Source organism: Chitinophaga sp. CB10 (assembly GCA_001870995.2).
Taxonomy (GTDB): Bacteria; Bacteroidota; Bacteroidia; order Chitinophagales; family Chitinophagaceae; genus Chitinophaga.
Genome location: MLAV02000002.1, coordinates 309,641 through 332,430, shown reverse-complemented (window position 1 = coordinate 332,430; position 22,790 = coordinate 309,641). Strand labels below are relative to the sequence as shown.

Below are 22,790 nucleotides of genomic sequence, written 5' to 3'. Positions count from 1 at the left end.
TGTTTTTGCAATCTTTGGATTAAGTGCCAATGCGCAGGATCAAAGCCCGAAACCAGTGAAGTGGGAATTTTCCGCTGAAAAGAAAAACGATGCAGCCTATACCTTACACTTAAAAGGTACGATCGAAAAAGGCGTACAACTGTACTCCACCACCATGGCGGACGATGCGCCCAACACCCGCGTGGTGCTGGACAGCGCCGCAGGCGCCATTACCGGTATTACTGAAAAAGGCCAGCTGCAGACAAAGAAAGAACCACTGTTCGATAATGTGGAAGTGAAATATTTCGAAAATGAGGTGGAGCTCGTGGCGGAAGTAAAACCTGCTGCCGGCGCTGACAAACTTTCCGGTTCCGTCAACTACATGGCCCTGAAAGGGGAGGAAGTACTGCCGGAAGAAGCGGCTTTTGACGTGGCGCTGCCGGCAGCTGCCGTTGCCGCTACCGGCGATGCCGCTACTGCCGCTGCCAGCGATGTAGCGGATGATGACGCATCCGATAAATCCCTGCTCTGGATTTTCCTCGCGAGCTTCGGGGGCGGTTTTATTGCGCTGATCACTCCATGCGTGTTCTCCATGATTCCTATCACCGTGAGCTTTTTCACAAAGCGGAGCGCTACGCGTGCGCAGGGTATCAAGAATGCGTTTATCTATTCCCTGTCCATCATCATCATTTACACGTTCCTCGGCTTCCTCATCACGAAGATATTTGGCGCGGGCGCGCTCAACTCCCTGGCAAGTAACGGTATCGCAAACTTTATATTCTTTGTGATCTTCCTGTTGTTTGCATTCTCCTTCCTGGGCGCGTTTGAGATCAGCCTGCCCAGCAAATGGGCCAACGTTTCGGATTCCAAAGCCGGTATGGGCAGCTTCATGGGTATCTTCTTCATGGCGCTCACCCTGGCGATCGTTTCCTTCTCCTGCACCGGTCCAATCCTGGGCAACCTGCTGGTACTGGCTGCGAAGGGCGGTAACACCGGCCCGCTTGTAGGTATGTTCGGCTTCTCGCTGGCACTGGCCATTCCGTTCTCCCTGTTTGCCCTGTTCCCGAGTTTGCTGAATAAAATCGGTAAATCCGGTGGCTGGCTGAACGCGGTGAAAGTAACCCTCGGGTTCCTGGAGCTGGCGCTGGCACTGAAATTCCTGTCCAACGTGGACATGGCTTACCACTGGAACCTGCTGGACAGAGAGATCTTCCTCGCCCTGTGGATTGCCATCTTTGGCTTACTGGGCGTGTACCTGCTGGGTAAACTGAAGCTGAGCCACGACAGCGATGTACCTTACCTGTCCGTAACCCGCCTTTGCTTTGCGATTGTAACCTTCACTTTCGTGGTGTACATGATCCCCGGTATGTGGGGCGCGCCGCTGAAAGGTATCAGCGGATTCCTCCCGCATGAAGGATCACAGGACTTTAACCTGAACCGTACCCTGATCGATATCCAGGCTGCCGTGGAAAGCGGCGGCGGTGGCGGCGGCCAAAAAGCCGATGCGCTGACCGTTAAGCCTAAAAAGCTGGTAGGCATCCTGCACTCTGAAATTCCGGGTGTGGAAAACGTATTCTTCGATTATGAAGAAGCGCTGGCGGCCGCAAAAGAGGCTAAAAAGCCGCTGATGCTCGACTTTACCGGTCACACCTGTGTGAACTGCCGTAAGTTTGAAAAATCCGTGCTTTCCAGCCCTAAAGTGATGAAGATCCTCCGTAACGACTTCATCGTAGCCTCCCTCTACACGGACGAAAAGACGAAGCTGCCTGAGAATGAGCAGTATGTGTCTAAATTCGACGGTACGAAGGTGACTAACGTGGGCCTGCTCAACCAGGACCTGGAAGCGTCCAAATTCAACAGGAACTCACAGCCTTATTATATCCCGGTTGACCTGGAAGGAAAACCGCTGCAAATGAAGGGGTATGGCTATGATCCGAAGGAGGATGTAGATGCGTTTGTGCAGTACCTGGAAGCTGCAAAAGCGGAATTTGCGAAACGCAATAAATAAGCGATTGAAGTACCATAACAAAAAAAGCCGGCCATTTGGCCGGCTTTTTTTGTTTATATGCATGCGTTTTAGAAGTTGTAATGCGCTACTGCATCGGCAGCCACCTTCTCCTGCTGGCCGGTGGCGAGGTTTTTTATGCTCACGTTATTTTCCGACAGCTCGGATTCGCCGATGATGGCAACAAACGGAATCCCGCGTTTATTGGCGTATTTCATTTGTTTATCCATTTTGGACGCATCCGGGTAGATTTCAGCGGCAATGCCTTTTGCCCGCAGCCCCTGCAGGTGTTTAAATGCCGCCGCAGCGTTTGCCTCGCCCAGGTTCAGGAACAGCACTTTCGTGGATTGCTGTGCCGTTTCAGGGAAGAGGTTAAGTTCTTCGAGTACGTCGTAGATGCGGTCTACCCCAAAGGAAATACCCACGCCGGAAATGCCTTTGAGGCCGAAGAGGCCGGTGAGGTCGTCGTAACGGCCGCCGCCGCCGATGCTGCCCATTTTAACGGTAGCCGGGGCTTTTACTTCCACGATCATGCCCGTGTAGTAATTGAGGCCGCGCGCGAGGGTAACGTCGATAATAGGCTCGTTGTTGAAGGCGGTGAGGCCGGAGTTGAGTACAAATTTTAATTCTTCAATGCCTTTGAGGCCGGTAGCGCTGGATTGGAGCAGGTCCGCCAGCTGATTTAATTTTTCTTCGTTGGTACCACCTATTGTAAGGAACTTTTCGATTGTATTAATATCAGTATCGCTTAATCCGCGGTCGCTCAGTTCTTTACGTACGCCTTCCGCGCCAATTTTGTCGAGTTTATCGATGGAGATGGTGATATCTGTCAGGAGTTCCTGTTTCCCGATCACTTCTGCCAGTCCGGAAAGGATTTTACGGTTGTTTACGCGCAGTTCCACGCCGGCCAGGCCGAGGTTGGTGAAAACGGCGTCGTAGATGAGGAGCAGTTCCACTTCGTTGACGAGGGAGTTGCTGCCTACCACGTCCGCATCGCACTGGTAAAACTCGCGGTAGCGGCCTTTCTGCGGCTTATCGGCGCGCCATACCGGCTGCATCTGGTAGCGTTTGAAGGGGAGGGCCAGGTCGTTCTGGTTCATTACCACGTAGCGGGCAAAAGGGATGGTAAGGTCGTAGCGCAGGGCTTTTTCGCTGATAGCGGCTACGAGTTCCTTATTATTGGCGGCTTTGCCGGCGGCTTCGAAGATGTCGCCGTTGTCCAGCACCTTGAACATGAGTTTATCGCCTTCCTCGCCGTATTTGCCTGTCAGTGTGGATAAGTTTTCCATGGCAGGGGTTTCCAGTGGCTGGAATCCGTAAAGTTCAAATACCTGGCGGATGGTATTGAAAATATAGTTGCGCTTTCTTACGATCACCGGGCCGAAGTCACGGGTACCTTTAGGAATGCTTGGTTTGATCATTTATTAACAGTTAAGCGTTATTGTTCTTTGTTTATGATGCGTTCGCAGGCCTTGTATATCATGTCGTACACGGGTGCAAACATTTTATCGTCAAAGTAGGGGTCCGGCACTTCCTGTTCATCTTCCAGGAGGAAATGTACTTTCTGCCGGTCTGCCTCATGGCGCGCTTTATGCATAACCTGGTTGTAGTTATTGCGGTCCATGACGTAGATGCGGTCAAACCGGTCAAAATCGCTGGCAGAGAACTGCTGCCCCCTGTGGGTAGAGATGTCGATACCGTTTCTTTTGGCAATGAGGATGGAGCGCTTGTCCGGCGCGTCGCCAATGTGCCAGTTGCCGGTTCCGGCGGAGTCGATCACCCAGTTGGTATGTTTACTGCTGGCAGCCAGATGGCGCATGACGCCCTCTGCAAGGGGAGAGCGACAAATATTTCCAAGGCAGACCATTAAAATTTTCATGTTAAAGGAATTGAAATTCTGGCCGCAAACCTACAAAGATATTATGGAAACCAGCATGGATTTGCATCTATATATAAGAAATCCGGCATTATGGGAGAAAATTCTCAATAAAAAATACGAATTGTTGAAAAAATGACTCAAATTGCCGCCGGATGTACAATTGCGCGGTTATTTAGCAGGTTTTTTTAACAAACTTCTAAAAGATCATATACCGGATTAAAAAATATTTTTTTGTATAATTGTAAATCGCAACCATAGATGATGCAGGACGAACAAAACAAACGCACGGATAACAGGTATAGACCTATAGGCGAATTAGTTAGAGGGTTATTTTTCATTCTCTTCGGTCTTTTCGCGATTTTCGCGCGGCAATTAGGCTTGGGAGAGTTCCGTTTATCACAGCAGTGGATGACTATATTAGGAGTTGTACTCTGTCTTTACGGTCTCTTTAGAGTTGTTAATGGCGCAAGAAAATTATTTTAAACCAAAATATAAGCGAAAGGAGGTTTGTTTTATGAGATTATCCAATGTAACTAAGACCATGGTCCTGTGCCTGGCAATGGGAGCAGTTGTATTCTCTGCCTGCAACAGCAATCCGAATAAAAAGAAACTGGATACGCCAACCGAGGGAACCATTCACATTACCGTGGATGAGTCATACAAGCCTCTGATTGAAGCGGAAATAAAAGTTTTCCAGTCCTTGTATCCAAAGGCGAAAGTAATTGCAGATTACAAGCCGGAAGCAGAATGTTTTAAAGATTTGCTGAACGATAGCGCAAGACTGATAATTGTCACGAGAGACTTTAACCAGGAAGAAAAAGATTATTTTAAAAAAATTAACATAAGACCACGTAGTTTACTCCTTGCCTGGGATGCTTTGGCATTAATTGTGAATCATAGTAATCCGGATTCTATTCTTACAATGGACCAGGTAAGAGCAATTATGGACGGTTCTGCAACCGACAGAAAGTGGCAACTGGTGTTTGATAATGCCAACTCAAGCACCGTACGCTATATCAGGGATTCCATCAACAAGGGAAAACCTTTGCCAGCCAATGTGATGGCAGCCAAAACAAATCCTGAGGTGGTGGATTATGTGACCAAGAACAAAGATGCCATGGGAGTAATAGGTGTTAGCTGGATTGCAGATCCAAATGATTCCCTTTCTCTGGCTTTTACCAACGATGTAAGCGTAGCCAAGTTACGCGCAGATGGCTACTCCGAATTTGTAAGGCCTCACCAGGCTTACATAGCGATAGGCAGCTACCCACTGAAACGTGGATTCTTTTACTGCCTGAAGGAACCGTATAATGGATTGGGTTCGGGGTTTGCCACATTTTTAGGAAGTTACGAGGGACAGCTGGTGATTAAGCAGTTCCGGTTATTTCCGGCCAGATTGAATGTAGTATTTCGAGAGGCCAACCTGAAGTAGAAAAACACAACTAAAAATTAAAAAATCAGATTGCAAATGAACAGACGGAAAAGTTTACTCGTAGCAATGCTTTGCGCTGCATCCAGCAGTGTGATGGCTCAATCTGTGGATGATGGATTGAAAGACCTGTATTACGGCAAAAATCTGTCCGCAAAACAGAATTTTGAAAAAGTAATTGCTGCGAAGCCAACAGAAGACAAAGCCTATTATTACATGGGTATAGCGCAACTGGCCATGGGTGATGAGGCTGGTGCTGCGGCCACTTTCCAGAAAGGTTTGCAGGCTGTTCCTACCTCTGCTTTACTGCAGGTGGGTATGGGCCGTCTTGACCTGATCAAAGGAGATGCTGCTGCTGCCAAGCAAAAATTTGAAGCTGCCAGCGCTGCTACCCAGGGCAGAGATGGTGATGTTGCCCGCGCTATCGCCGATGCCAACACCGAAGTAAAAGGCGGCGACCGCGCCTATGCATTGACTGTAATGGAGAAATTACTGAACAATGAAGGCCGCAAGAAAAAAGAAGTGTATAATCCTACTGCTGCCGATTACATCGAGCTGGGTGACGCCTACCGTTACCTCGGTGGTGAAAACGGCGGTAAAGCGATTACCACATACGAAAAAGCGCTGGAGCTGGATCCTAACAACGCTGAAGCTGTGCTGAAACAGGGTCTTGTTAACTACAACGCCCGCCTGAAAGCAGAAGCAGTGGCCGACTGGACGAAAGCGACTAACATGGATCCAAAATATGCGCCTGCATTCTATGAGCTGTTCCTGTTCTACACCACTCCTAAAAAGGACCAGCTGGACTGGAACAGAGCTGCCGGCTACCTGCAACAGTACATGGACGTAGCTGACCCTGCGGATAAAGCCAAACTGCAGTACCTGGATGCTTCCGTAGCCTTCTTCAAAAAAGACTACGATGCGGCTATCTCCAAAGGTAACGCAGCGCTCGCTACCGCTAACGAGGAAACAGCTGATAAACTGAACCTCCTGGTAGGTGATGCTTACCTGCAGAAAGGCGACTCCCTGAATGCTAAAAAAGTAATGGACGCTTATGCTGCCAAAGCAGGCGACTCCAAACTGACCGTTCAGGACTATAAACTGTTGAGTACTATCTACCTGCGCCTGAAAGATGCGGATTCCGCTACCCAGGCAGGTTATACAGACAAAGGTCTGGGTTACCTGGAGAAATTCGCAGCAATGGATACCACCAAAGACGTGGAAGCGTACAACGCGGTAGCGGAGGCTTACAAAACTGCCCGTAAATACGATAAAGCGGGTGACTGGTATGTAAAAGCAAACGATCTGCGTGTGGCTAACAAAGAAACCCTGCAGGCGATTGACTATTATCTGCCAGCTCAGATGTACTACTACGCAGGCGCTACTGCCAAACCGATCGATACCACCCTGCTCAACAAATCTGATGAGCTGTATGGTAAAATGATCGAAGCTAAACCAGACTATGTCCCTGGTTACTACTACAGAGGTATGGCTAACTACGCGAAAGACCAGCAGGGTCAGAGCGGTGTGGCTAAGCCTTACTTCGAGAAATATATCGAAACTGCGGGCGCTGATCCGGCCAAATACAAAACTAACCTGATCAACGCTTACACTTATATGCTGTTGTACTACTACAACAAAGAGGATAAGGAAAATATTAATACTTATGCAGAAAAACTGCTGTCAGTTGATCCTAACAGCGTTACTGTGAAAGAGATCAGAGAGAACATGGCTGCACGTGAAAAAGCTGCCAAACCAGCAGGTAACGGTGCCAAAACGGCTGCCAGTAACAAGTAATTAACTTATCTTGTTATACAAAAAAACCCTCTGAACTTCAGAGGGTTTTTTTGTTTCTGGTTAATGAAAAAATCTAATATTTTAAAGGTTTATTCATTTGATATTTGGTTTAGTTACAGTATTTTTGCGCATTCGGTCAATATTTTTATCGGGAAGCTTATGTATACAGAAACTGAACTTTTGTCAGCAACGACGCCCTTCAGCTATTTCCCTATTGTACTGCAATTACTTGCTGCTCTAGGTTTCGTTGGAATTACCATGCTCGCCACCCACTTTTTGGGTCCAAAACGTAAAACGGAGGATAAGCTCATTAACTTTGAGAGTGGGATCGAGCAAAAAGGAAATGCCCGCCAGCCGGTAGCCATCAAATACTTTCTTACTGCCATCCTCTTTGTGCTATTTGATGTCGAAGTAATCTTTTTTTATCCCTACGCTGTTAACTTTAGAGATCTTGGTTGGGAAGGATTTACTGCCGTGTTGATGTTTGTTGGATTTTTCCTCTGCGGATTTATTTATATCGTGAAGAAAGGCGCTCTCAAGTGGGAAGACTAATCTTAAATCATTAAAACTAATACCATGCCTCGTCCGGTTCAATATAATACTAATGTGAAGATGGTGGAAATCCCCGAGGGATATTCCGGTGAAGGATTTTACGCCACCTCTTTTGATAAAGTCATAGGTCTGGCCCGTAAAAACTCCATCTGGCCACTGCCTTTTGCCACTTCCTGCTGTGGAATTGAATTCATGGCAACCATGGCGGCCACTTATGACATGGCGCGTTTTGGCGCGGAACGTATGGCGTTTACACCGCGCCAGTGCGACCTGCTGATGGTAATGGGTACCATTTCAAAGAAAATGGGTCCTATCGTTCGCCAGGTGTACCTGCAAATGGCGGAACCACGCTGGGTAATGGCCGTAGGAGCCTGCGCTTCCAGCGGCGGTATTTTCGATACTTACTCCGTTCTTCAGGGTATTGACCAGGTGATACCGGTAGATGTGTACGTGCCGGGATGCCCTCCAAGACCAGAAGGTATCATCGACGGGTTTATGCGCATCCAGGAGCTGGTGCATAACGAAAGCCTCCGCCGCCGTAACTCTGAGAAATACCGTGAACTGATGGAATCATACGGTATCAAATAACCGAAGAACAGGTAATCGTAAACGTAAATTATTCTTGTTAATGTCTTTAACAAACGAACGCATACAGCAACGCCTTACGGAGAAGTTTGGAGATGTGGTCACCGGCTTTGAAGAGCCGTATGGCATGCTCACCTTCACCGCACAACGTGACTCTAACCTGAAAGTAATGCAATTCCTGTTTGACGATGAGGAATTGCGTTTTCAGTTTTTGACGGATATCACTGCCGTTCACTATCCGGAAAGGAAAAACGAAGAACTGGCCGTTATCTATCACCTGCACAACTTTGTGGACAATGTTCGTATCCGCATGAAGGTGTTTGCGCCGGTTGCTGCGCCAAAAGTATTTACCGCTACCAGCCTGTTTCTCTCTGCAAACTGGATGGAGCGCGAAACATATGACTTTTTCGGGGTTGACTTCGTTGGCCACCCTAATCTGAAACGTATCCTAAACGTAGAGGAAATGACATATTTCCCTATGCGTAAGGAATTCCCGCTGGAAGACTCCATGCGTACCGACAAAGACGATGAGATGTTTGGTCGCGGCGGAAACATTTAATACTTAAGGATATGCTAGACCAGAAACAACACGTAAACCTGCCGCAAGGCTCCATAGAAAAAACAACTACCACACTGAACCTGGGTCCTACCCACCCGGCTACGCACGGTGTGTTTCAAAATATTCTGGAAATCGACGGTGAACGCATCGTCAGCGCAGAATCTACCGTGGGCTACATCCACCGCGCTTTCGAAAAAATAGCTGAACGCCGCCCCTACTACCAGATCACTCCACTCACAGATCGCCTCAACTACTGCTCTTCCCCGATCAACAACATGGGCTGGCATCTGACCGTAGAAAAACTCCTTGGTATCGAAGTGCCTAAACGTGTGGATTACCTCCGCGTAATCATCATGGAACTGGCCCGCATCGCGGATCACCTGATCTGTAATGCGGTAATGGGCGTGGATACCGGCGCACTCACCGGGTTCGTGTACCTGATGACCTACCGCGAGTTGATCTATGAGATCTACGAAGAGATCTGCGGTTCCCGTCTTACTACCAACATCGGCCGTGTAGGCGGTTTCGAAAGAAACTTCACGCCTGCAGCCTGGCAGAAAATACACCGCTTCCTGGATGAATATCCGAAAGCGCTCAAAGAATTTGAAACCCTCCTGACACGCAACCGTATCTTCATCGAACGTACGCAGGGGGTAGGCGGCATCGACGCCAAACGCGCCATGAGCTACGGCTTTACCGGCCCTAACCTCCGCGCTGCCGGCGTGGATTATGACGTGCGCGTGGCTTCTCCTTACAGCTCCTACCAGGATTTCGATTTTACCGTACCTATTGGTTCTACCGGCGATTGCTACGACCGTTACCTCGTTCGTAACGCGGAAATGTGGGAAAGTATCAGCATTATCCGCCAGGCGGTGGAAAAACTGAAAGACCTTCCGGATGATGTGTACCATGCAAAAGTACCTGAGTTCTACCTGCCTCCTAAACAGGACGTATATACGAAGATGGAAGCGCTCATCTATCACTTTAAAATTGTGATGGGTGAAACGGACATCGTACCGGGAGAAGTGTATAACTCAGTAGAGGGCGCAAACGGTGAACTGGGCTTCTACCTTATCAGCGATGGTGGCCGCAGCCCTTACCGCCTGCACTTCCGCCGTCCTTGCTTTATCTACTACCAGGCCTATGCCGAACTGGTGCAGGGCGCTATGATCTCAGATGCCATCATCTGTATGAGTAGCCTTAACCTGATCGCGGGAGAGCTGGACGCGTAAGGATACCCTGTCAATTCAATCGTTCTAAGTCCGGTTGTTTTTTCATTGCCGGAGAGGTGGGTTGCAACGGCATTCACATCTCCCCAAAAACTAAAGACAACAGGTTTACTCAAATATAAATTATCAATAGCTGTGGTTCAATTTTCTGAAGAGAAACTGAATAAAGTAAAAGAGATCATCGCACGCTATCCGGAAGGAAAGCAGAAAAGTGCGCTGATACCAGTGCTTCACCTGGCACAGGAATCATTTGGTGGGTGGTTGAGCGCAGAAACGATGGACTATGTGGCATCGCTGCTGCAAATCAAGCCTATCGAAGTATATGAAGTAGCTACGTTCTACAGCATGTTTAATCTGAAGCCTGTGGGTAAGTACCTGTTTGAAGTTTGTCAGACGGGGCCCTGCATGGTGAGCGGATCCGATAACATCATTGATTACATCAAATCCAAACTGGGCATTGATGTAGGTGAAACTACCGCTGACGGCATGTTTACACTGAAAACAGTGGAATGCCTCGGCGCCTGCGGTTACGCCCCGATGATGCAGCTGGGTAAGCATTACCGCGAGCATCTGACGCCTGCGAAAGTGGATGAGATCATCGCTGAATGCAGGGCAAAGGCTAACTAATTCCAGTTAAAAAAATACCCATGAGGTTATTGACAGGATTACTATTGCAAAATAAGTTCTTCATTATCGAATCCATATTGCTGCTGGGGTTATTCACCGCGCTGTGGAGAATTGAAGATGCTTTTGTTTCCTTTGTTTTCGGCGTTAGCGCCGGATACCTGTTGTACCGCCTTGGCAACCGCATCGCAAAGAGGGGAGCCAGCAAAGCCTGATGGTCTTTAATCTATACAAAAATCTGTTGGTGGCAGCTGTGTTGTTACCAATCTATAAGGAAGAAAATGGGACGCAAATTACTTTTAGAAAACGCACATATTGAAGGCATCCGGTATTACGATACTTACCGGAAAAACGGCGGTTATGCTGCAGCGGAAAAAGCGCTGAAAAGCATGGGGCCTGAAGCTGTTCTGGAAGAAGTGAAAAAGAGTGGCCTGAGAGGCCGCGGTGGCGCCGGCTTCCCTACCGGTATGAAATGGAGCTTCATTGCCAAGCCTGAAGGTGTTCCCCGTTACCTCGTTTGTAATGCGGATGAATCCGAGCCTGGTACGTTTAAAGACCGCTACCTCATGGAGTTTATCCCTCACCTGCTGATCGAAGGGCTGCTGATCTCCAGCTTCACCCTCGGCGCAAACGCTTGCTATATCTATATCCGCGGTGAGTACGCCTGGATTCCCGACATCCTGGAACAAGCGATCCAGGAAGCAAAAAATAACGGCTGGCTGGGTAAAAACATCCTGGGTACCGGTTTTGACCTGGAAATCTACGTACAACGCGGCGCCGGCGCTTACATCTGCGGGGAAGAAACTGCGCTCATCGAATCCCTGGAAGGTAAACGCGGCAACCCACGCATCAAGCCGCCGTTCCCGGCTGTAAAAGGCCTCTGGCAGTGCCCTACCGTGGTAAACAACGTTGAAACGCTCGCAGCAGTCGTACCTATCATCAAGTACGGCGGTGATGAATATATTAAACTCGGTACTGGTAAATCTACCGGTACCAAACTGATTTCCGCCTGCGGTAACATCAACAAACCAGGCGTATATGAAATCGAAATGAACATCTCCGTGGAAGAATTCATCTTCTCTGATGAATACTGCGGCGGTATCAAAAACGGCAAACGCCTGAAAGCCTGCATCCCCGGCGGATCTTCCGTACCGGTGCTGCCGGCTAACCTGCTGCTGAAAACAGCCAAAGGCGAAACCAGGATGATGACCTACGAAAGCCTGGCCGACGGCGGCTTTGCTACCGGCTCCATGCTGGGTTCCGGCGGGTTTATCGTAATGGATGAAGACCAGTGTATCGTTAAAAACACGCTGACCTTCGCACGTTTCTACCACCACGAAAGCTGCGGCCAGTGCAGCCCTTGCCGTGAAGGTACCGGCTGGATGGAGAAAGTGCTGAAAAATATCGAAACAGGTAAAGGCAAGATGAGTGATATCGACCTGCTCTGGGACATCCAGCGGAAGATCGAAGGTAACACCATCTGCCCGCTGGGAGATGCGGCAGCATGGCCGGTAGCGGCAGCTATCCGCCACTTCCGCGACGAGTTTGAATGGCATGTGAAAAATCCGGAAGAAGCGCTGCGCCGCAACTATGGTCTGGCGCACTATGCGGACCCGTTACCTGTTCCGGCAGCGGTTTAGTTGCTCGCAAAGCACGCAAAGGAGCTAAGAGGCAAAGTTTATTTTCTGAATTGTTAACCTTAAATTTTTCATCCATGACAGAAAATGAAATCTCGAAAGAGATTGTGGAAGTGTGCTATTATATACACAAGAAGTTTGGACCAGGATTGTACGAATCAGTGTATGAGCAGCTGCTGGCTTTTGAATTAAGAAAAAGAAATCTTGTTGTAGTGCAGCAGCTGGAGGTCGATTTGGTTCATAACGAGTTTGTGTTGGAAAAGGCTTTTAGAGCTGATTTGATTATTAACGAAAAGGTTATTATTGAAATAAAATCAGTGGAAGAACTAAAGGATGTGCATTACAAACAAGTGCTTACATACCTGAAGTTGACCGGATTAAAACTGGGGCTACTGATAAACTTTAATGTTCCATTAATAAAGGATGGAATTCATCGGGTTGTAAATAAATTGTAAAAACATAAACTTTGCTTCTTTGCTCCTTTGCGGGCTTTGCGAGCAAAAAATATAAAACAATGGCGGAGGAAAAAAAATTATTCAAGGTTAAGATCGATAACATCTCCGTGGAGGTCGAACCAGGTACTACCATTTTGAATGCAGCACGTGGTATTGGAGGAGATGTGGTGCCACCGGCTATGTGTTACTATTCCAAACTGCAGGGTAGTGGCGGTAAATGCCGTACCTGCCTGGTGAAAGTGACGAAAGGTTCAGATGCTGATCCGCGCCCTATGCCTAAACTGGTAGCCAGCTGCCGTACTACTGTAATGGATGGTATGGAAGTCGCCAATATCACTTCCCCGGAAGTACTGGAAGCCCGCAAAGGCATCGTTGAATTCCTGCTCATCAACCACCCGCTGGATTGCCCGGTGTGCGACCAGGCCGGTGAGTGCGACCTGCAGGATCTCAGCTACGAACACGGCGCTGAAAGCACCCGCTACGAATTTAAACGCAGAACATTCGATAAAATAGATCTCGGAGAGCATATACAGCTGCACATGACCCGCTGTATCCTCTGCTACCGCTGCGTATTCACAGCCGATCAGCTGACGGAAGCGCGCGAGCACGGCGTACTCGACAGGGGCGATCACTCCCAGATCAGCACTTATATCCAGAACAACCTGGACAACGACTTTATCGGCAACGTGATCGACGTTTGCCCGGTAGGAGCGCTGACCGATAAAACCGCACGCTTCAAAAACCGCGTATGGTTCCTCAAACCGGTAGACGCACACCGCAATTGCGAAAATCCAAAATGCTGCGGTAAAGTGGCGCTCTGGATGCGCGGCGATGAAGTGTTCCGCGTTACGGCCCGCAAAGACCAATACGGCGAAGTGGAAGACTGGATCTGTGATACCTGCCGCTTCGAAAAGAAAGACGTAAAAGATTGGACCATAGAAGGACCCCGTAAGATCGACCGTCACAGCGTTATCTCCCAGGGTCACTATGTAAATACCGTGAAACCGAAAGACCCGCTCGTGGAAGTACTGGATGGCCGCCAGCCAAGACTGCTGTTCGATATCCATTCCCAGAGTGAGGTGAACAGGCCGGATATTGACCTGTCAAAAATCGACGGACCGGCGCACTCTGACGATTTCAATAAATCTCAATCGTAATTTGTAATTCGTAATCGTATTTGGAAATGACGTTATTAAGTATAGACTGGTTTTTCTTAATTGAAAAGATCCTCCTTATCTCAGGAGTATTGGTCCTGTCGCTGGTAGTGGCAATGTACTCTACCTGGGGCGAAAGAAAGGTAGCTGCCTGGATCCAGGACCGCCTCGGTCCTAACCGCGCGGGCCCTATGGGGTTATTGCAACCGCTGGCGGATGGAGGTAAACTTTTCTTTAAAGAAGAAATCATTCCTACCCATTCCAACAGGTTCCTGTTCATTCTCGGCCCGTCCATCGCCATGATGGTGGCCTGTATGACCAGCGCCGTTATTCCATGGGCCGATACCATGACCATCGCCGGCCGGCAGATTTCCCTGCAGGTAGCGGATGTGAACATCGGTATCCTCTTCATCTTCGGCGTGGTGAGCATGGGTGTTTACGGTATTATGATCGGTGGTTGGGCATCCAACAATAAATATTCACTCCTGGCATCTGTACGCGCCGCCTCCCAAATCATCTCCTACGAGCTGCCGATGGGCCTGGCGCTGATCGCGCTGCTGATGCTGACCGGTACCCTCAGCCTGAAAGAAATCGTGGAGCAGCAACGGCACGACCTGTGGAACGTTGTGTACCAGCCGCTCGGCTTCTTCATCTTCCTGATCTGTGCCTTTGCTGAGTGTAACCGTACGCCTTTCGACCTTCCGGAAGCAGAGAACGAGCTGAATGGTGGTTACCACCTGGAATACTCTTCCATGAAACTCGGCTTCTTCCTGTTTGCCGAATATATCAACATGTTTATCAGCTCCGCGCTGATGGCTACCATGTACTTCGGCGGCTACGCTTATCCTTATATGGACAAGCTGGGGCTGAGCGAAAACATGCTGGCGCTGACCGGATTCCTGGCGCTGTTCATCAAAACCCTCCTGTTCATCTTCCTGTTCATGTGGGTACGCTGGACCATCCCGAGATTCCGTTACGACCAGCTGATGCGCCTGGGCTGGAGAGTACTGATCCCGCTGGCACTGGCCAATATGCTGATCACCGGCGCACTTGTATTATTCCGTCATCATTAATTAAATTTTTCCTGCCGCCGTCAGGCGGCAGGACTTAAATAGCATTCATTATGCAAACTTTAACCAATAGGGCAAAACCGGTAGACCGCAGACCCATGACTTTCATGGAGAAGATGTATATCCCTGCTATTGCAAAAGGTATGGGTATTACCCTCAAACACCTTTTTCAACGTAAGGCTACCGTAAGCTTTCCTGAGAAGAAACGCCAATTCAGTCCGGTATTCCGTGGATTACATGTGCTGAACAGAGATGAAGAGGGCCGTGAAAGATGCACCGCCTGCGGCCTTTGCGCCGTGGCCTGCCCTGCCGAAGCTATCACCATGGAAGCGGCGGAAAGAAAACCGGGAGAAGAACACCTGTACCGTGAAGAGAAATACGCTGCCCGCTATGAAATCAATATGTTACGCTGCATCTTCTGCGGTTTCTGCGAAGAAGCCTGCCCTAAGGATGCCGTGTACATGTCTGAAACCTTTGCGCCTGCGATGTACCAGCGTAAGAGCTTTATCTATGGCAAGCAGGACCTGCTGATTCCGAATCCAAAGACACATCTACCGGTAAATAATTTTCGTCCAAAAAAATACAATAGTCAAACATAGCAGAGATGGGAATGAGTACACAACAAATAATTTTCATGGTGCTGTCGTTGGTAGCGCTGGTATCGGCGTTGGGCGTGGTGTTGAGCAAAAATCCTGTAACAAGCGTATTATGTCTGATCGTGACATTCTTTGCTATTGCCGGACACTATGTGATGCTTAATGCGCAGTTCCTCGCCGTAGTACATATCATCGTGTATGCGGGAGCGATCATGGTATTGTTCCTTTATGTAATGATGCTGATGAACCTGAACTCGGAAATTGAACCGCAGAAACGTAACTGGCTGAAATACGCCGGGGCAGTGAGCGGAGGCGCGTTGCTGGTGGTACTGGTAGCGGCCCTGCGCGATGCCAGCGTGCCTGCGCTCAGTGAGTCTTCCGTGGAAATAGGGCTGATCCACAACCTGGGAAAACTGCTGTTCACACAGTATGTAGTTCCGTTTGAAGTGAGCAGCATCCTGTTCCTCAGTGCCATGGTAGGCGCAGTAGTCATTGGTAAAAAAGACTGATCTTACCAGGTCAGCATAATTCGTAAAACGTAATTCATTTTTATGCCTGTTCAATATTACATATTCCTGAGTATCGCCCTGTTTTGTATTGGTGTGATGGGAGTGCTGATGCGCAGAAACGCCATCATCATCTTTATGTGCATAGAGCTGATGTTAAACGCGGTAAACCTGCTGCTGGTGGCCTTCTCCAAAATGTGGGCAGATGCCGGAAAAGTAGATGCCGGTTCAGCGCAGTTGTTCGTGTTTTTTATCATGGTGGTTGCCGCTGCTGAAGTAGCAGTAGGCCTGGCCATTATTACTATGGTCTACAGAAATACACACTCCGTAGATATTAACATTCTTAACAGGCTGAAAAATTAATAATTCTCATCCTTCATAATTATTAATTATTTCGACGTCGTAAATAGAATTGATAAATGATTAATCTAGTTTGGCTGGTACCATTTTTACCATTATTAGGTTTCCTGGTGAATGGATTGGGACGCAGATTTTTATCCAAGTCCCTGGTAGGGTTTGTTGGAAGCAGTACGGTGTTGGCTGCCTTTGTGGTGAGCTTATTGATTTTTTTCCAGGTAAAAGCGCCGGGATTTGCTGCGCAAACAGTTACCCTGTTTGATTTCATCTCTGTAGGCGCGCTGCATATTCCTTTTGCCTTCCAGGTGGACCAGCTCAGTGCCCTCTTCCTGTTGATCATTACCGGTGTTGGTACCCTGATCCATATCTACTCCACCTCTTACATGCATGAGGAAAGCAATGAGAGCTTCGCAAGATATTTCGCTTACCTCAACCTCTTCGTATTTTCCATGCTGATCCTGGTGCTGGGCGCCAACTATGTGATGATGTTCATCGGCTGGGAAGGCGTGGGGCTTTGCTCCTATCTCCTGATCGGGTTCTGGTTCAAGAATACCAGTTACAATAACGCTGCCAAGAAAGCATTTATCATGAACCGTATCGGTGACCTCGGCTTCCTGCTGGGCATCTTTTTCATGATCATGCAGTTTGGCACCGTAACATTCCCTGAAGTATTTTCAAAGGCAGCGCCGCTGGGTATGAACAGCCCTGTGCTGGGCGCTATTGCCCTGCTGCTCTTTGTGGGCGCCATGGGTAAATCAGCGCAGATTCCGCTGTACACCTGGTTGCCTGATGCGATGGCGGGTCCTACCCCGGTATCGGCCCTGATCCACGCGGCTACGATGGTGACCGCCGGTATCTATATGATTGCACGCAGCAACGTGATCTACACGCTGGCGCCTTGCGTCCAGACGTTTGTTGCCATCATTGGCCTGGCTACCGCCGTATTTGCCGCCTCTATTGCACTGAAGCAAAACGATATTAAAAAAGTACTGGCTTACTCCACCGTGAGCCAGCTGGGTTATATGTTCCTGGCCCTCGGCGTAGGCGCTTACGGAGCAGCCGTTTTCCACGTAATGACCCACGCTTTCTTCAAAGCCCTGTTGTTCCTCGGTTCCGGTTCTGTCATCCACGCGATGGGCGGCGAGCAGGATATCCGGAAGATGGGCGGTTTGAAAAAGTATATGCCTACCACCAACTGGACATTCCTCGTTGGTTGTATCGCGATCGCCGGTATCCCCGGGTTCTCCGGCTTCTTCTCCAAAGATGAAATTCTGGCCCATGCATTTGGCGTTAACATCTCCTACTATGTAATAGGCTTGATTGGCGCCCTGATGACGGCTTTCTATATGTTCCGCTTGTACTACATCACTTTCTGTGGTCAGTTCCGCGGCACGCACGAACAGGAACATCACCTGCACGAAAGTCCTGCTGCGATGACCGTACCGCTGATCGTACTGGCTATCTTATCCGTTGTGGGTGGTTACGTGGGTATGCCGGAAGTATTTGGCGCCAAAAACTACCTGGCGGAGTACCTCGAGCCGATCTTTGCGCCGAGCGCTCCTTTTGCCATTACGCACCATCTGTCCCACAGCACCGAATGGCTGTTGATGGGCCTGAGTTCTGTACTGGTGATTGTAATGATTCTGCTGGCACGTCAGAAATTCGTGTCCTACCAGGATAACGGTCAGGAAAATACCGGCCTTGCTAAAGTACTTGAGAACAAATGGTATATAGATGAAATCTACGACGCAGTGATCGTAAAACCGTTGTATGAGCTGAGCCGCTTCTTCCGCGATACGCTGGAGAAAGCCGGTATAGACAGGCTGGTCAACGGCGTAGGCCGCGGCGTGAAATGGGGCAGCCAGCAGCTCCGGCTTGTACAAACCGGGAATGTGGGCTTCTACATCTTTGCCATGGTGATCAGTATGATCGTATTATTTGTGATCGGATTCTTATTATAAACCAATAGCAGAAGTTACAAGCGCAGATAAATTATGTTGACAGTTTTATTAATATTGATTCCTTTCATTGCGGGCCTGATTGCATTTGGCCTGAAGGGGTCCGGGCCTAAGGCGCTGGCGGTGATTTCATCCCTGGCGACGGTGGCAACAGCAATTGGCGCATGGTGCCGTTTAGGCAGCGCGCCCGACAGTTTGAGCTTTACCGCCAACTGGATCCCTCAGCTGGGAAGTCAATTCAGAGTAGGTTTAGACGGAATGGGCATGATGCTGTGCTTATTAACAGCCATTGCTTTTCTGCTTGTCTTTATTTCCATCTACAACCGCAACTACGAGTCCTCCAACAGTTTTTACGGGCTGATGCTGCTTTCGCAGGCGGGCCTCACCGGTGTGTTCACCGCGTATGACGCCCTGCAGTTCTATATCTTCTGGGAGCTGGCGCTGATCCCTGTTTATTTCCTCTGCTCGCTGTGGGGAGGAGATAAACGTATAGCCGTTACGTTTAAATTCTTTGTTTATACATTCCTGGGTTCCCTGCTGATGCTGGTGGGTATCATCTACCTGTACACGCAAAACCCTGATCACTCCTTCAGCTGGGAGTCCTTCACGAACCTGCACCTCGGCGCCGACCAGCAAAACTGGCTGTTCTGGCTGTTCTTCGTGGCATTTGCCATCAAGATGCCGGTGTTCCCCTTCCATACCTGGCAGCCGGATACTTACGAGCAATCCCCTACGCCGGTAACCATGATCCTTTCCGGTATCATGGTGAAAATGGGGGTATTCGGCGTGATCCGCTGGCTGGTACCCGTACTGCCTGAAGGCGCGCATATGTGGACGGATGTAGCCATCGTGCTGTCCATCATCGGTATCATCTATGCCTCCTGCATCGCCATGGTACAGTCGGACCTGAAGCGCCTGATCGCTTATTCCTCCATCGCCCACATTGGCCTGATGAGCGCAGCCATCTTCTCACATACCGAACAGGGTATGCAGGGCGTGCTGCTGCAGATGTTTAACCACGGTATCAACATCATCGGCCTCTGGATTATCGTAGAGATCATCCAGCAGCGTTTCCATATCAAGAACATGGACGAGCTGGGAGGCATTGCGCAGAAAGCTCCGCGTATGGCCATCTTCCTGGTTATTATCAGCCTGGCTAACATCGGCCTGCCACTGACCAACGGTTTCGTAGGCGAGTTCCTGATGTTCAGCGGTCTGTTCCAATACAATCACTGGTTTATGGCAGTAGCCGGACTGGGTATCATCCTGGCTGCGGTATATACGCTGAACATGATCCAGAAGGTAATGTTCGGTAACGCGAATGCATTAACAGAAACTGCAACCGACTTACAGCCTTCAGAAATGCTGGCTTTGAGCCTGGTGGTTGCTATCATCCTGGTCCTGGGTGTTTATCCAAAACCAATCCTGGACCTGGTAAGCAACACAACAGCTGTAGTTCTTAAATTTTAATCGGGGTTTTGTAACGCAAAAATATGAATGCACTAATTTCTACTGCTTTATCGGGCGTTGTACTGATGTTTGTTGGTTTATTTGCACGTAAGCAGACCATTAAATTTTTTGCCATAGCGGCCATTATTATAGCTTTTATAGCTAACCTGGCGCAGTACCCTTCTGTGGAGCTGGGCGGCTATACTATGTATGGCATGATTGAAGTGACTAAATTCAGCATAATATTCAATGCAGTAGCAATTGGGTCCACGCTGTTATATTTCCTGCTGTCAGGCAGTGAGTTTGAAAAAGTGGGTGATCATGTGGCGGATTACTTTGCCCTGGTGTTCTTCATCCTCGCGGGCATATCGCTGGCGGCTACCTTCAGCAACCTGCTGATGCTGTTCCTGGCCATCGAAATTATGTCCATCCCCCAGTACATCCTGGCGGGCAGCGATAAAAAGAACCTGAAAAGCAACGAGGCCGCACTGAAATACTTCCTCATGGGCTGTTTTTCTACCGGCGTACTGCTGATGGGTATTACCCTGATCTACGGATCTGCCGGCACTTTCGAGATTGCTTCCCTGGGCCTCGGCGCAGAGAACGTATCCCCGCTGGCGCTCTGCGGTACTATCCTCGTAGCGTTTGCACTGGCCTTTAAAGTATCCGCTGTGCCTTTCCACTTCTGGACGCCGGACGTGTACGACGGTTCCCCTACCGTATTCACTTCCTTCATGGCTACCGTGGTGAAAGCAGGCGGTTTCATCGCTTTCGTGCGCCTGTTCCATGTGGGCTTTGCAGGTGGCGAAATCAGCAGCCACTGGATGCTGTTGCTCTCCATCATCACCGCGCTGACACTGGTACTTGGTAACTTTACCGCTGTATTCCAGCAGAGCGTGAAGCGTATGCTCGCTTACTCTTCCATTGCCCAGGCAGGCTTCATGATGTTTGCAGTCATTGCCATGAACCTCGCTGCCGCGCAGGGCATTGTGCTGTATGCAGCCGCTTACAGCATTGCGACCATCGGCATCTTCGCGGTACTGCTGCGTTTAAAAGATTATACCTTCGAAGGATTCAACGGCCTGGCTAAGAAAGAGCCGCTGCTGGCCTTTGCTGTAACGGTATTCCTGTTTTCACTGGCAGGTATCCCGGTAACGGCGGGCTTCTTTGCCAAATACTTTGTACTGGCTGCCGCCATCCAGCAGGGGCACCTGCTCTGGCTGGTGATCCTGGCGGTACTTTGCGCTGCCATCAGCGTGTACTACTACTTCCGGGTAATCATGGCCATGTACTTCAAACAGGGCGACCCACAGGTAGAACCGGTATCCGGCGGATTTAAGGCAGGGCTGATTCTTACCGTGATCCTCGTACTGGCGCTCGGCTTATTCCCGAATTTATTGCTGGGCTGCCTGTAACAGCAGAAAGAAAGCATAGCAGGGAAGGGCCGGCTGATCCGATGAACGCTCCGCGCTATTGTAGTAAGAACGTTGATGTAAGGCATCGCTGCATTAAATCTCTCCCCTAAAAAATAAAAAAAGGAAGACTGGCATAACGCCGGTCTTCCTTTTTTTGTGCCGGTTAACCATTCATCCCAAATAAGATCGGATCGAATGCATTAATATATTAACTTTACTATTAACCCGACATTATGCAATCCCGAGATATATATTCACTGGCATATCGGTCCGTTACCGGCAACAAACTCCGCACCGGCCTCACTGTAGCAATTATCGCACTGGGCATAACCGTGCTGGTAGGCATTCTTACTGCGATCGACAGTATGAAGAACAGCATCTACAGCAGTTTCGCCATGATGGGCGCCAACAGCTTCAGTATCCGCAACCGCGATATCCAGGTGCGCATGGGAGACGACAACGAAAAAGCCGAAAAAGGCAACAAAAACCAGAAAAAAGTTAAAAAATCGAACAGCAATAAGGTGATTTCCTACATGGATGCGGTGCGTTTTAAAGAGCGCTACCAGTTTCCGGCGGAGGTGAGCATTAATTTCAGGGCTTCCGGCATCGCCACTGTTTATAAAGATGATAAGAAAACGAATCCCAATGTGACGGTGATCGGGGGAGATGAAAACTACCTCACGGTGGCCAGTTATGAAATTGCGCAGGGGCGGAATTTTAATACGCTGGACGTGGAATCCGGCCGCAATGTGGCTATCCTCGGGAAGGATGTGGCGGAGAAGCTGTTCGGAAAAAAAATGAAGAACGTCGTCAATAATACCGTCAGGGTGGGAGATGTGCGTTACCGCGTGATCGGGGTGCTGGCTTCCAAAGGCAGCAGCGCTATGATGAGCCAGGACAACGTGGTGCTGACTACGGTGAACAATACACGAAGAATTTTCAACAGGCCCAATGCCAGCTACCAGATTGGCATTGCCGTAAAAGATATCAGCCAGATGGATGCCGCCCAGGGCGAAGCCATCGGGCTGTTCCGCATTATCCGCGGCCTTTCCCTCAACGAAGCGGATAATTTCGTGATCAGCAAAAGCGACAGTATCGCAGAAATGCTGTTTTCCAGTTTGAGTAAGGTCAACCTCTTTGCGGTGGTGATTGCGTTTATCACGCTGTTTGGCTCCGCCATCGGGTTGATGAACATCATGCTGGTGTCCGTTGCGGAGCGTACCCGCGAAATCGGCGTGACCAAAGCCCTTGGCGCTACCAGTAAGGTGGTGCGCCAGCAGTTCCTCTACGAAGCCATTATCATCAGCGTGATGGGCGGGGTGATCGGCGTGCTGGCCGGCATGCTGTTCGGCAACGTTGTATCGTTACTGTTAGGCTCGCCGTTTATCATCCCCTGGCTCTGGATACTCATCGGCGTGAGCCTCTGCGCCATCGTGGGCCTGATTTCCGGCATTTACCCGGCGTATAAGGCTTCCAAACTGGATCCGATTATTGCCCTGCGGTACGAATAACAATCTGCCGTTTACTGTTTCTTTTTTTATATCTTGTCCGGTAC

22 protein-coding genes are annotated in these 22,790 nt (G+C 49.3%); 20 read left to right on the top strand and 2 right to left on the bottom strand.

Annotated elements, in window-relative coordinates:
* Nucleotides 1–55: 55 nt before the first annotated feature.
* Complete coding sequence (locus BOC67_RS04655) at nt 56–1,987, top strand: thioredoxin family protein (RefSeq protein ID WP_291907857.1); 1,932 nt, start codon at nt 56–58, stop codon at nt 1,985–1,987.
* A 68-nt stretch (nt 1,988–2,055) separates the two neighbouring features.
* On the opposite strand, the gene hisS is transcribed toward BOC67_RS04655, so the two are convergent.
* Both hisS and BOC67_RS04645 read right to left on the bottom strand, forming a co-directional pair.
* On the bottom strand, nt 2,056–3,405 hold the full coding sequence (gene hisS, locus BOC67_RS04650; protein WP_291907855.1) for a histidine--tRNA ligase: 1,350 nt from the start codon (nt 3,403–3,405) through the stop codon (nt 2,056–2,058).
* Between the two features lie 17 nt (nt 3,406–3,422).
* Nucleotides 3,423–3,863, bottom strand: a complete 441-nt coding sequence (locus BOC67_RS04645; protein ID WP_291907854.1) for a low molecular weight protein-tyrosine-phosphatase — start codon at nt 3,861–3,863, stop codon at nt 3,423–3,425.
* Between the two features lie 460 nt (nt 3,864–4,323).
* On the opposite strand from BOC67_RS04645, the gene BOC67_RS04640 reads away from it, so the two are divergent.
* From BOC67_RS04640 to BOC67_RS04550, 19 genes are all read left to right on the top strand, one after another.
* Nucleotides 4,324–5,295: a substrate-binding domain-containing protein gene (locus tag BOC67_RS04640; protein ID WP_291907853.1), complete on the top strand. Its 972-nt coding sequence runs from the start codon at nt 4,324–4,326 to the stop codon at nt 5,293–5,295.
* A 36-nt stretch (nt 5,296–5,331) separates the two neighbouring features.
* Entirely contained in the window at nt 5,332–7,089 is a 1,758-nt protein-coding gene (locus tag BOC67_RS04635) for a tetratricopeptide repeat protein (protein ID WP_291907852.1), read from the top strand.
* Nucleotides 7,090–7,152: 63 nt separating this feature from the next.
* Nucleotides 7,153–7,641, top strand: a complete 489-nt coding sequence (locus tag BOC67_RS04630) for an NADH-quinone oxidoreductase subunit A (RefSeq protein WP_245805605.1) — start codon at nt 7,153–7,155, stop codon at nt 7,639–7,641.
* Nucleotides 7,642–7,665: 24 nt separating this feature from the next.
* Nucleotides 7,666–8,229, top strand: a complete 564-nt coding sequence (locus tag BOC67_RS04625) for an NADH-quinone oxidoreductase subunit B (RefSeq protein ID WP_291907848.1) — start codon at nt 7,666–7,668, stop codon at nt 8,227–8,229.
* 40 nt (nt 8,230–8,269) lie between these two features.
* Nucleotides 8,270–8,785 carry an NADH-quinone oxidoreductase subunit C gene (locus BOC67_RS04620; protein ID WP_291907846.1) on the top strand — a complete coding sequence of 172 codons (516 nt, stop codon included), beginning with the start codon at nt 8,270–8,272 and terminating at the stop codon, nt 8,783–8,785.
* An 11-nt stretch (nt 8,786–8,796) separates the two neighbouring features.
* A complete protein-coding gene (locus BOC67_RS04615; RefSeq protein ID WP_291907844.1) occupies nt 8,797–10,017 on the top strand; it encodes an NADH-quinone oxidoreductase subunit D in 1,221 nt (406 codons plus the stop codon).
* Nucleotides 10,018–10,149: 132 nt separating this feature from the next.
* The gene (gene nuoE, locus BOC67_RS04610; protein WP_291907842.1) at nt 10,150–10,641 is read left to right on the top strand and encodes an NAD(P)H-dependent oxidoreductase subunit E; all 492 of its coding nucleotides are present in this window, start codon (nt 10,150–10,152) and stop codon (nt 10,639–10,641) included.
* 20 nt (nt 10,642–10,661) lie between these two features.
* Nucleotides 10,662–10,853 (top strand): hypothetical protein, encoded by a 192-nt coding sequence (locus tag BOC67_RS04605; protein WP_291907840.1) that lies wholly within the window; start codon nt 10,662–10,664, stop codon nt 10,851–10,853.
* A gap of 66 nt (nt 10,854–10,919) precedes the next feature.
* On the top strand, nt 10,920–12,278 hold the full coding sequence (gene nuoF, locus BOC67_RS04600; protein WP_291907839.1) for an NADH-quinone oxidoreductase subunit NuoF: 1,359 nt from the start codon (nt 10,920–10,922) through the stop codon (nt 12,276–12,278).
* A gap of 74 nt (nt 12,279–12,352) precedes the next feature.
* Nucleotides 12,353–12,730, top strand: coding sequence for a GxxExxY protein (locus BOC67_RS04595; RefSeq protein WP_291907837.1), 378 nt, complete (start codon nt 12,353–12,355; stop codon nt 12,728–12,730).
* Between the two features lie 59 nt (nt 12,731–12,789).
* Nucleotides 12,790–13,887 (top strand): 2Fe-2S iron-sulfur cluster-binding protein, encoded by a 1,098-nt coding sequence (locus tag BOC67_RS04590; RefSeq protein WP_291907836.1) that lies wholly within the window; start codon nt 12,790–12,792, stop codon nt 13,885–13,887.
* 26 nt (nt 13,888–13,913) lie between these two features.
* Nucleotides 13,914–14,957, top strand: coding sequence for an NADH-quinone oxidoreductase subunit NuoH (gene nuoH / locus BOC67_RS04585; RefSeq protein WP_291907834.1), 1,044 nt, complete (start codon nt 13,914–13,916; stop codon nt 14,955–14,957).
* 50 nt (nt 14,958–15,007) lie between these two features.
* The gene (nuoI, locus tag BOC67_RS04580; RefSeq protein ID WP_291907832.1) at nt 15,008–15,553 is read left to right on the top strand and encodes an NADH-quinone oxidoreductase subunit NuoI; all 546 of its coding nucleotides are present in this window, start codon (nt 15,008–15,010) and stop codon (nt 15,551–15,553) included.
* 11 nt (nt 15,554–15,564) lie between these two features.
* Nucleotides 15,565–16,059: an NADH-quinone oxidoreductase subunit J gene (locus tag BOC67_RS04575; protein ID WP_291907830.1), complete on the top strand. Its 495-nt coding sequence runs from the start codon at nt 15,565–15,567 to the stop codon at nt 16,057–16,059.
* Nucleotides 16,060–16,101: 42 nt separating this feature from the next.
* Nucleotides 16,102–16,419, top strand: a complete 318-nt coding sequence (gene nuoK / locus BOC67_RS04570) for an NADH-quinone oxidoreductase subunit NuoK (RefSeq protein ID WP_073077731.1) — start codon at nt 16,102–16,104, stop codon at nt 16,417–16,419.
* A gap of 56 nt (nt 16,420–16,475) precedes the next feature.
* Complete coding sequence (gene nuoL, locus BOC67_RS04565) at nt 16,476–18,374, top strand: NADH-quinone oxidoreductase subunit L (protein ID WP_291907827.1); 1,899 nt, start codon at nt 16,476–16,478, stop codon at nt 18,372–18,374.
* 33 nt (nt 18,375–18,407) lie between these two features.
* Complete coding sequence (locus BOC67_RS04560; protein ID WP_291907826.1) at nt 18,408–19,841, top strand: NuoM family protein; 1,434 nt, start codon at nt 18,408–18,410, stop codon at nt 19,839–19,841.
* A 23-nt stretch (nt 19,842–19,864) separates the two neighbouring features.
* Nucleotides 19,865–21,235 (top strand): NADH-quinone oxidoreductase subunit N, encoded by a 1,371-nt coding sequence (locus tag BOC67_RS04555; protein WP_291907825.1) that lies wholly within the window; start codon nt 19,865–19,867, stop codon nt 21,233–21,235.
* A gap of 233 nt (nt 21,236–21,468) precedes the next feature.
* A complete protein-coding gene (locus tag BOC67_RS04550) occupies nt 21,469–22,746 on the top strand; it encodes an ABC transporter permease (RefSeq protein WP_291907823.1) in 1,278 nt (425 codons plus the stop codon).
* Nucleotides 22,747–22,790: the final 44 nt, after the last annotated feature.

Bases quoted from the DNA above. Each gene is read 5' to 3' on its own strand.
- hisS (WP_291907855.1), bottom strand. From the start codon at position 3,405: ATGATCAAACCAAGCATTCCTAAAGGTACCCGTGACTTCGGCCCGGTG.
- BOC67_RS04645 (WP_291907854.1), bottom strand. From the start codon at position 3,863: ATGAAAATTTTAATGGTCTGCCTTGGAAATATTTGTCGCTCTCCCCTT.
- BOC67_RS04640 (WP_291907853.1), top strand. From the start codon at position 4,324: ATGGCGCAAGAAAATTATTTTAAACCAAAATATAAGCGAAAGGAGGTT.
- BOC67_RS04635 (WP_291907852.1), top strand. From the start codon at position 5,332: ATGAACAGACGGAAAAGTTTACTCGTAGCAATGCTTTGCGCTGCATCC.
- BOC67_RS04630 (WP_245805605.1), top strand. From the start codon at position 7,153: ATGAAAAAATCTAATATTTTAAAGGTTTATTCATTTGATATTTGGTTT.
- BOC67_RS04625 (WP_291907848.1), top strand. From the start codon at position 7,666: ATGCCTCGTCCGGTTCAATATAATACTAATGTGAAGATGGTGGAAATC.
- BOC67_RS04620 (WP_291907846.1), top strand. From the start codon at position 8,270: ATGTCTTTAACAAACGAACGCATACAGCAACGCCTTACGGAGAAGTTT.
- BOC67_RS04615 (WP_291907844.1), top strand. From the start codon at position 8,797: ATGCTAGACCAGAAACAACACGTAAACCTGCCGCAAGGCTCCATAGAA.
- BOC67_RS04605 (WP_291907840.1), top strand. From the start codon at position 10,662: ATGAGGTTATTGACAGGATTACTATTGCAAAATAAGTTCTTCATTATC.
- nuoF (WP_291907839.1), top strand. From the start codon at position 10,920: ATGGGACGCAAATTACTTTTAGAAAACGCACATATTGAAGGCATCCGG.
- BOC67_RS04595 (WP_291907837.1), top strand. From the start codon at position 12,353: ATGACAGAAAATGAAATCTCGAAAGAGATTGTGGAAGTGTGCTATTAT.
- BOC67_RS04590 (WP_291907836.1), top strand. From the start codon at position 12,790: ATGGCGGAGGAAAAAAAATTATTCAAGGTTAAGATCGATAACATCTCC.
- nuoH (WP_291907834.1), top strand. From the start codon at position 13,914: ATGACGTTATTAAGTATAGACTGGTTTTTCTTAATTGAAAAGATCCTC.
- nuoI (WP_291907832.1), top strand. From the start codon at position 15,008: ATGCAAACTTTAACCAATAGGGCAAAACCGGTAGACCGCAGACCCATG.
- BOC67_RS04575 (WP_291907830.1), top strand. From the start codon at position 15,565: ATGAGTACACAACAAATAATTTTCATGGTGCTGTCGTTGGTAGCGCTG.
- nuoK (WP_073077731.1), top strand. From the start codon at position 16,102: ATGCCTGTTCAATATTACATATTCCTGAGTATCGCCCTGTTTTGTATT.
- nuoL (WP_291907827.1), top strand. From the start codon at position 16,476: ATGATTAATCTAGTTTGGCTGGTACCATTTTTACCATTATTAGGTTTC.
- BOC67_RS04560 (WP_291907826.1), top strand. From the start codon at position 18,408: ATGTTGACAGTTTTATTAATATTGATTCCTTTCATTGCGGGCCTGATT.
- BOC67_RS04555 (WP_291907825.1), top strand. From the start codon at position 19,865: ATGAATGCACTAATTTCTACTGCTTTATCGGGCGTTGTACTGATGTTT.
- BOC67_RS04550 (WP_291907823.1), top strand. From the start codon at position 21,469: ATGCAATCCCGAGATATATATTCACTGGCATATCGGTCCGTTACCGGC.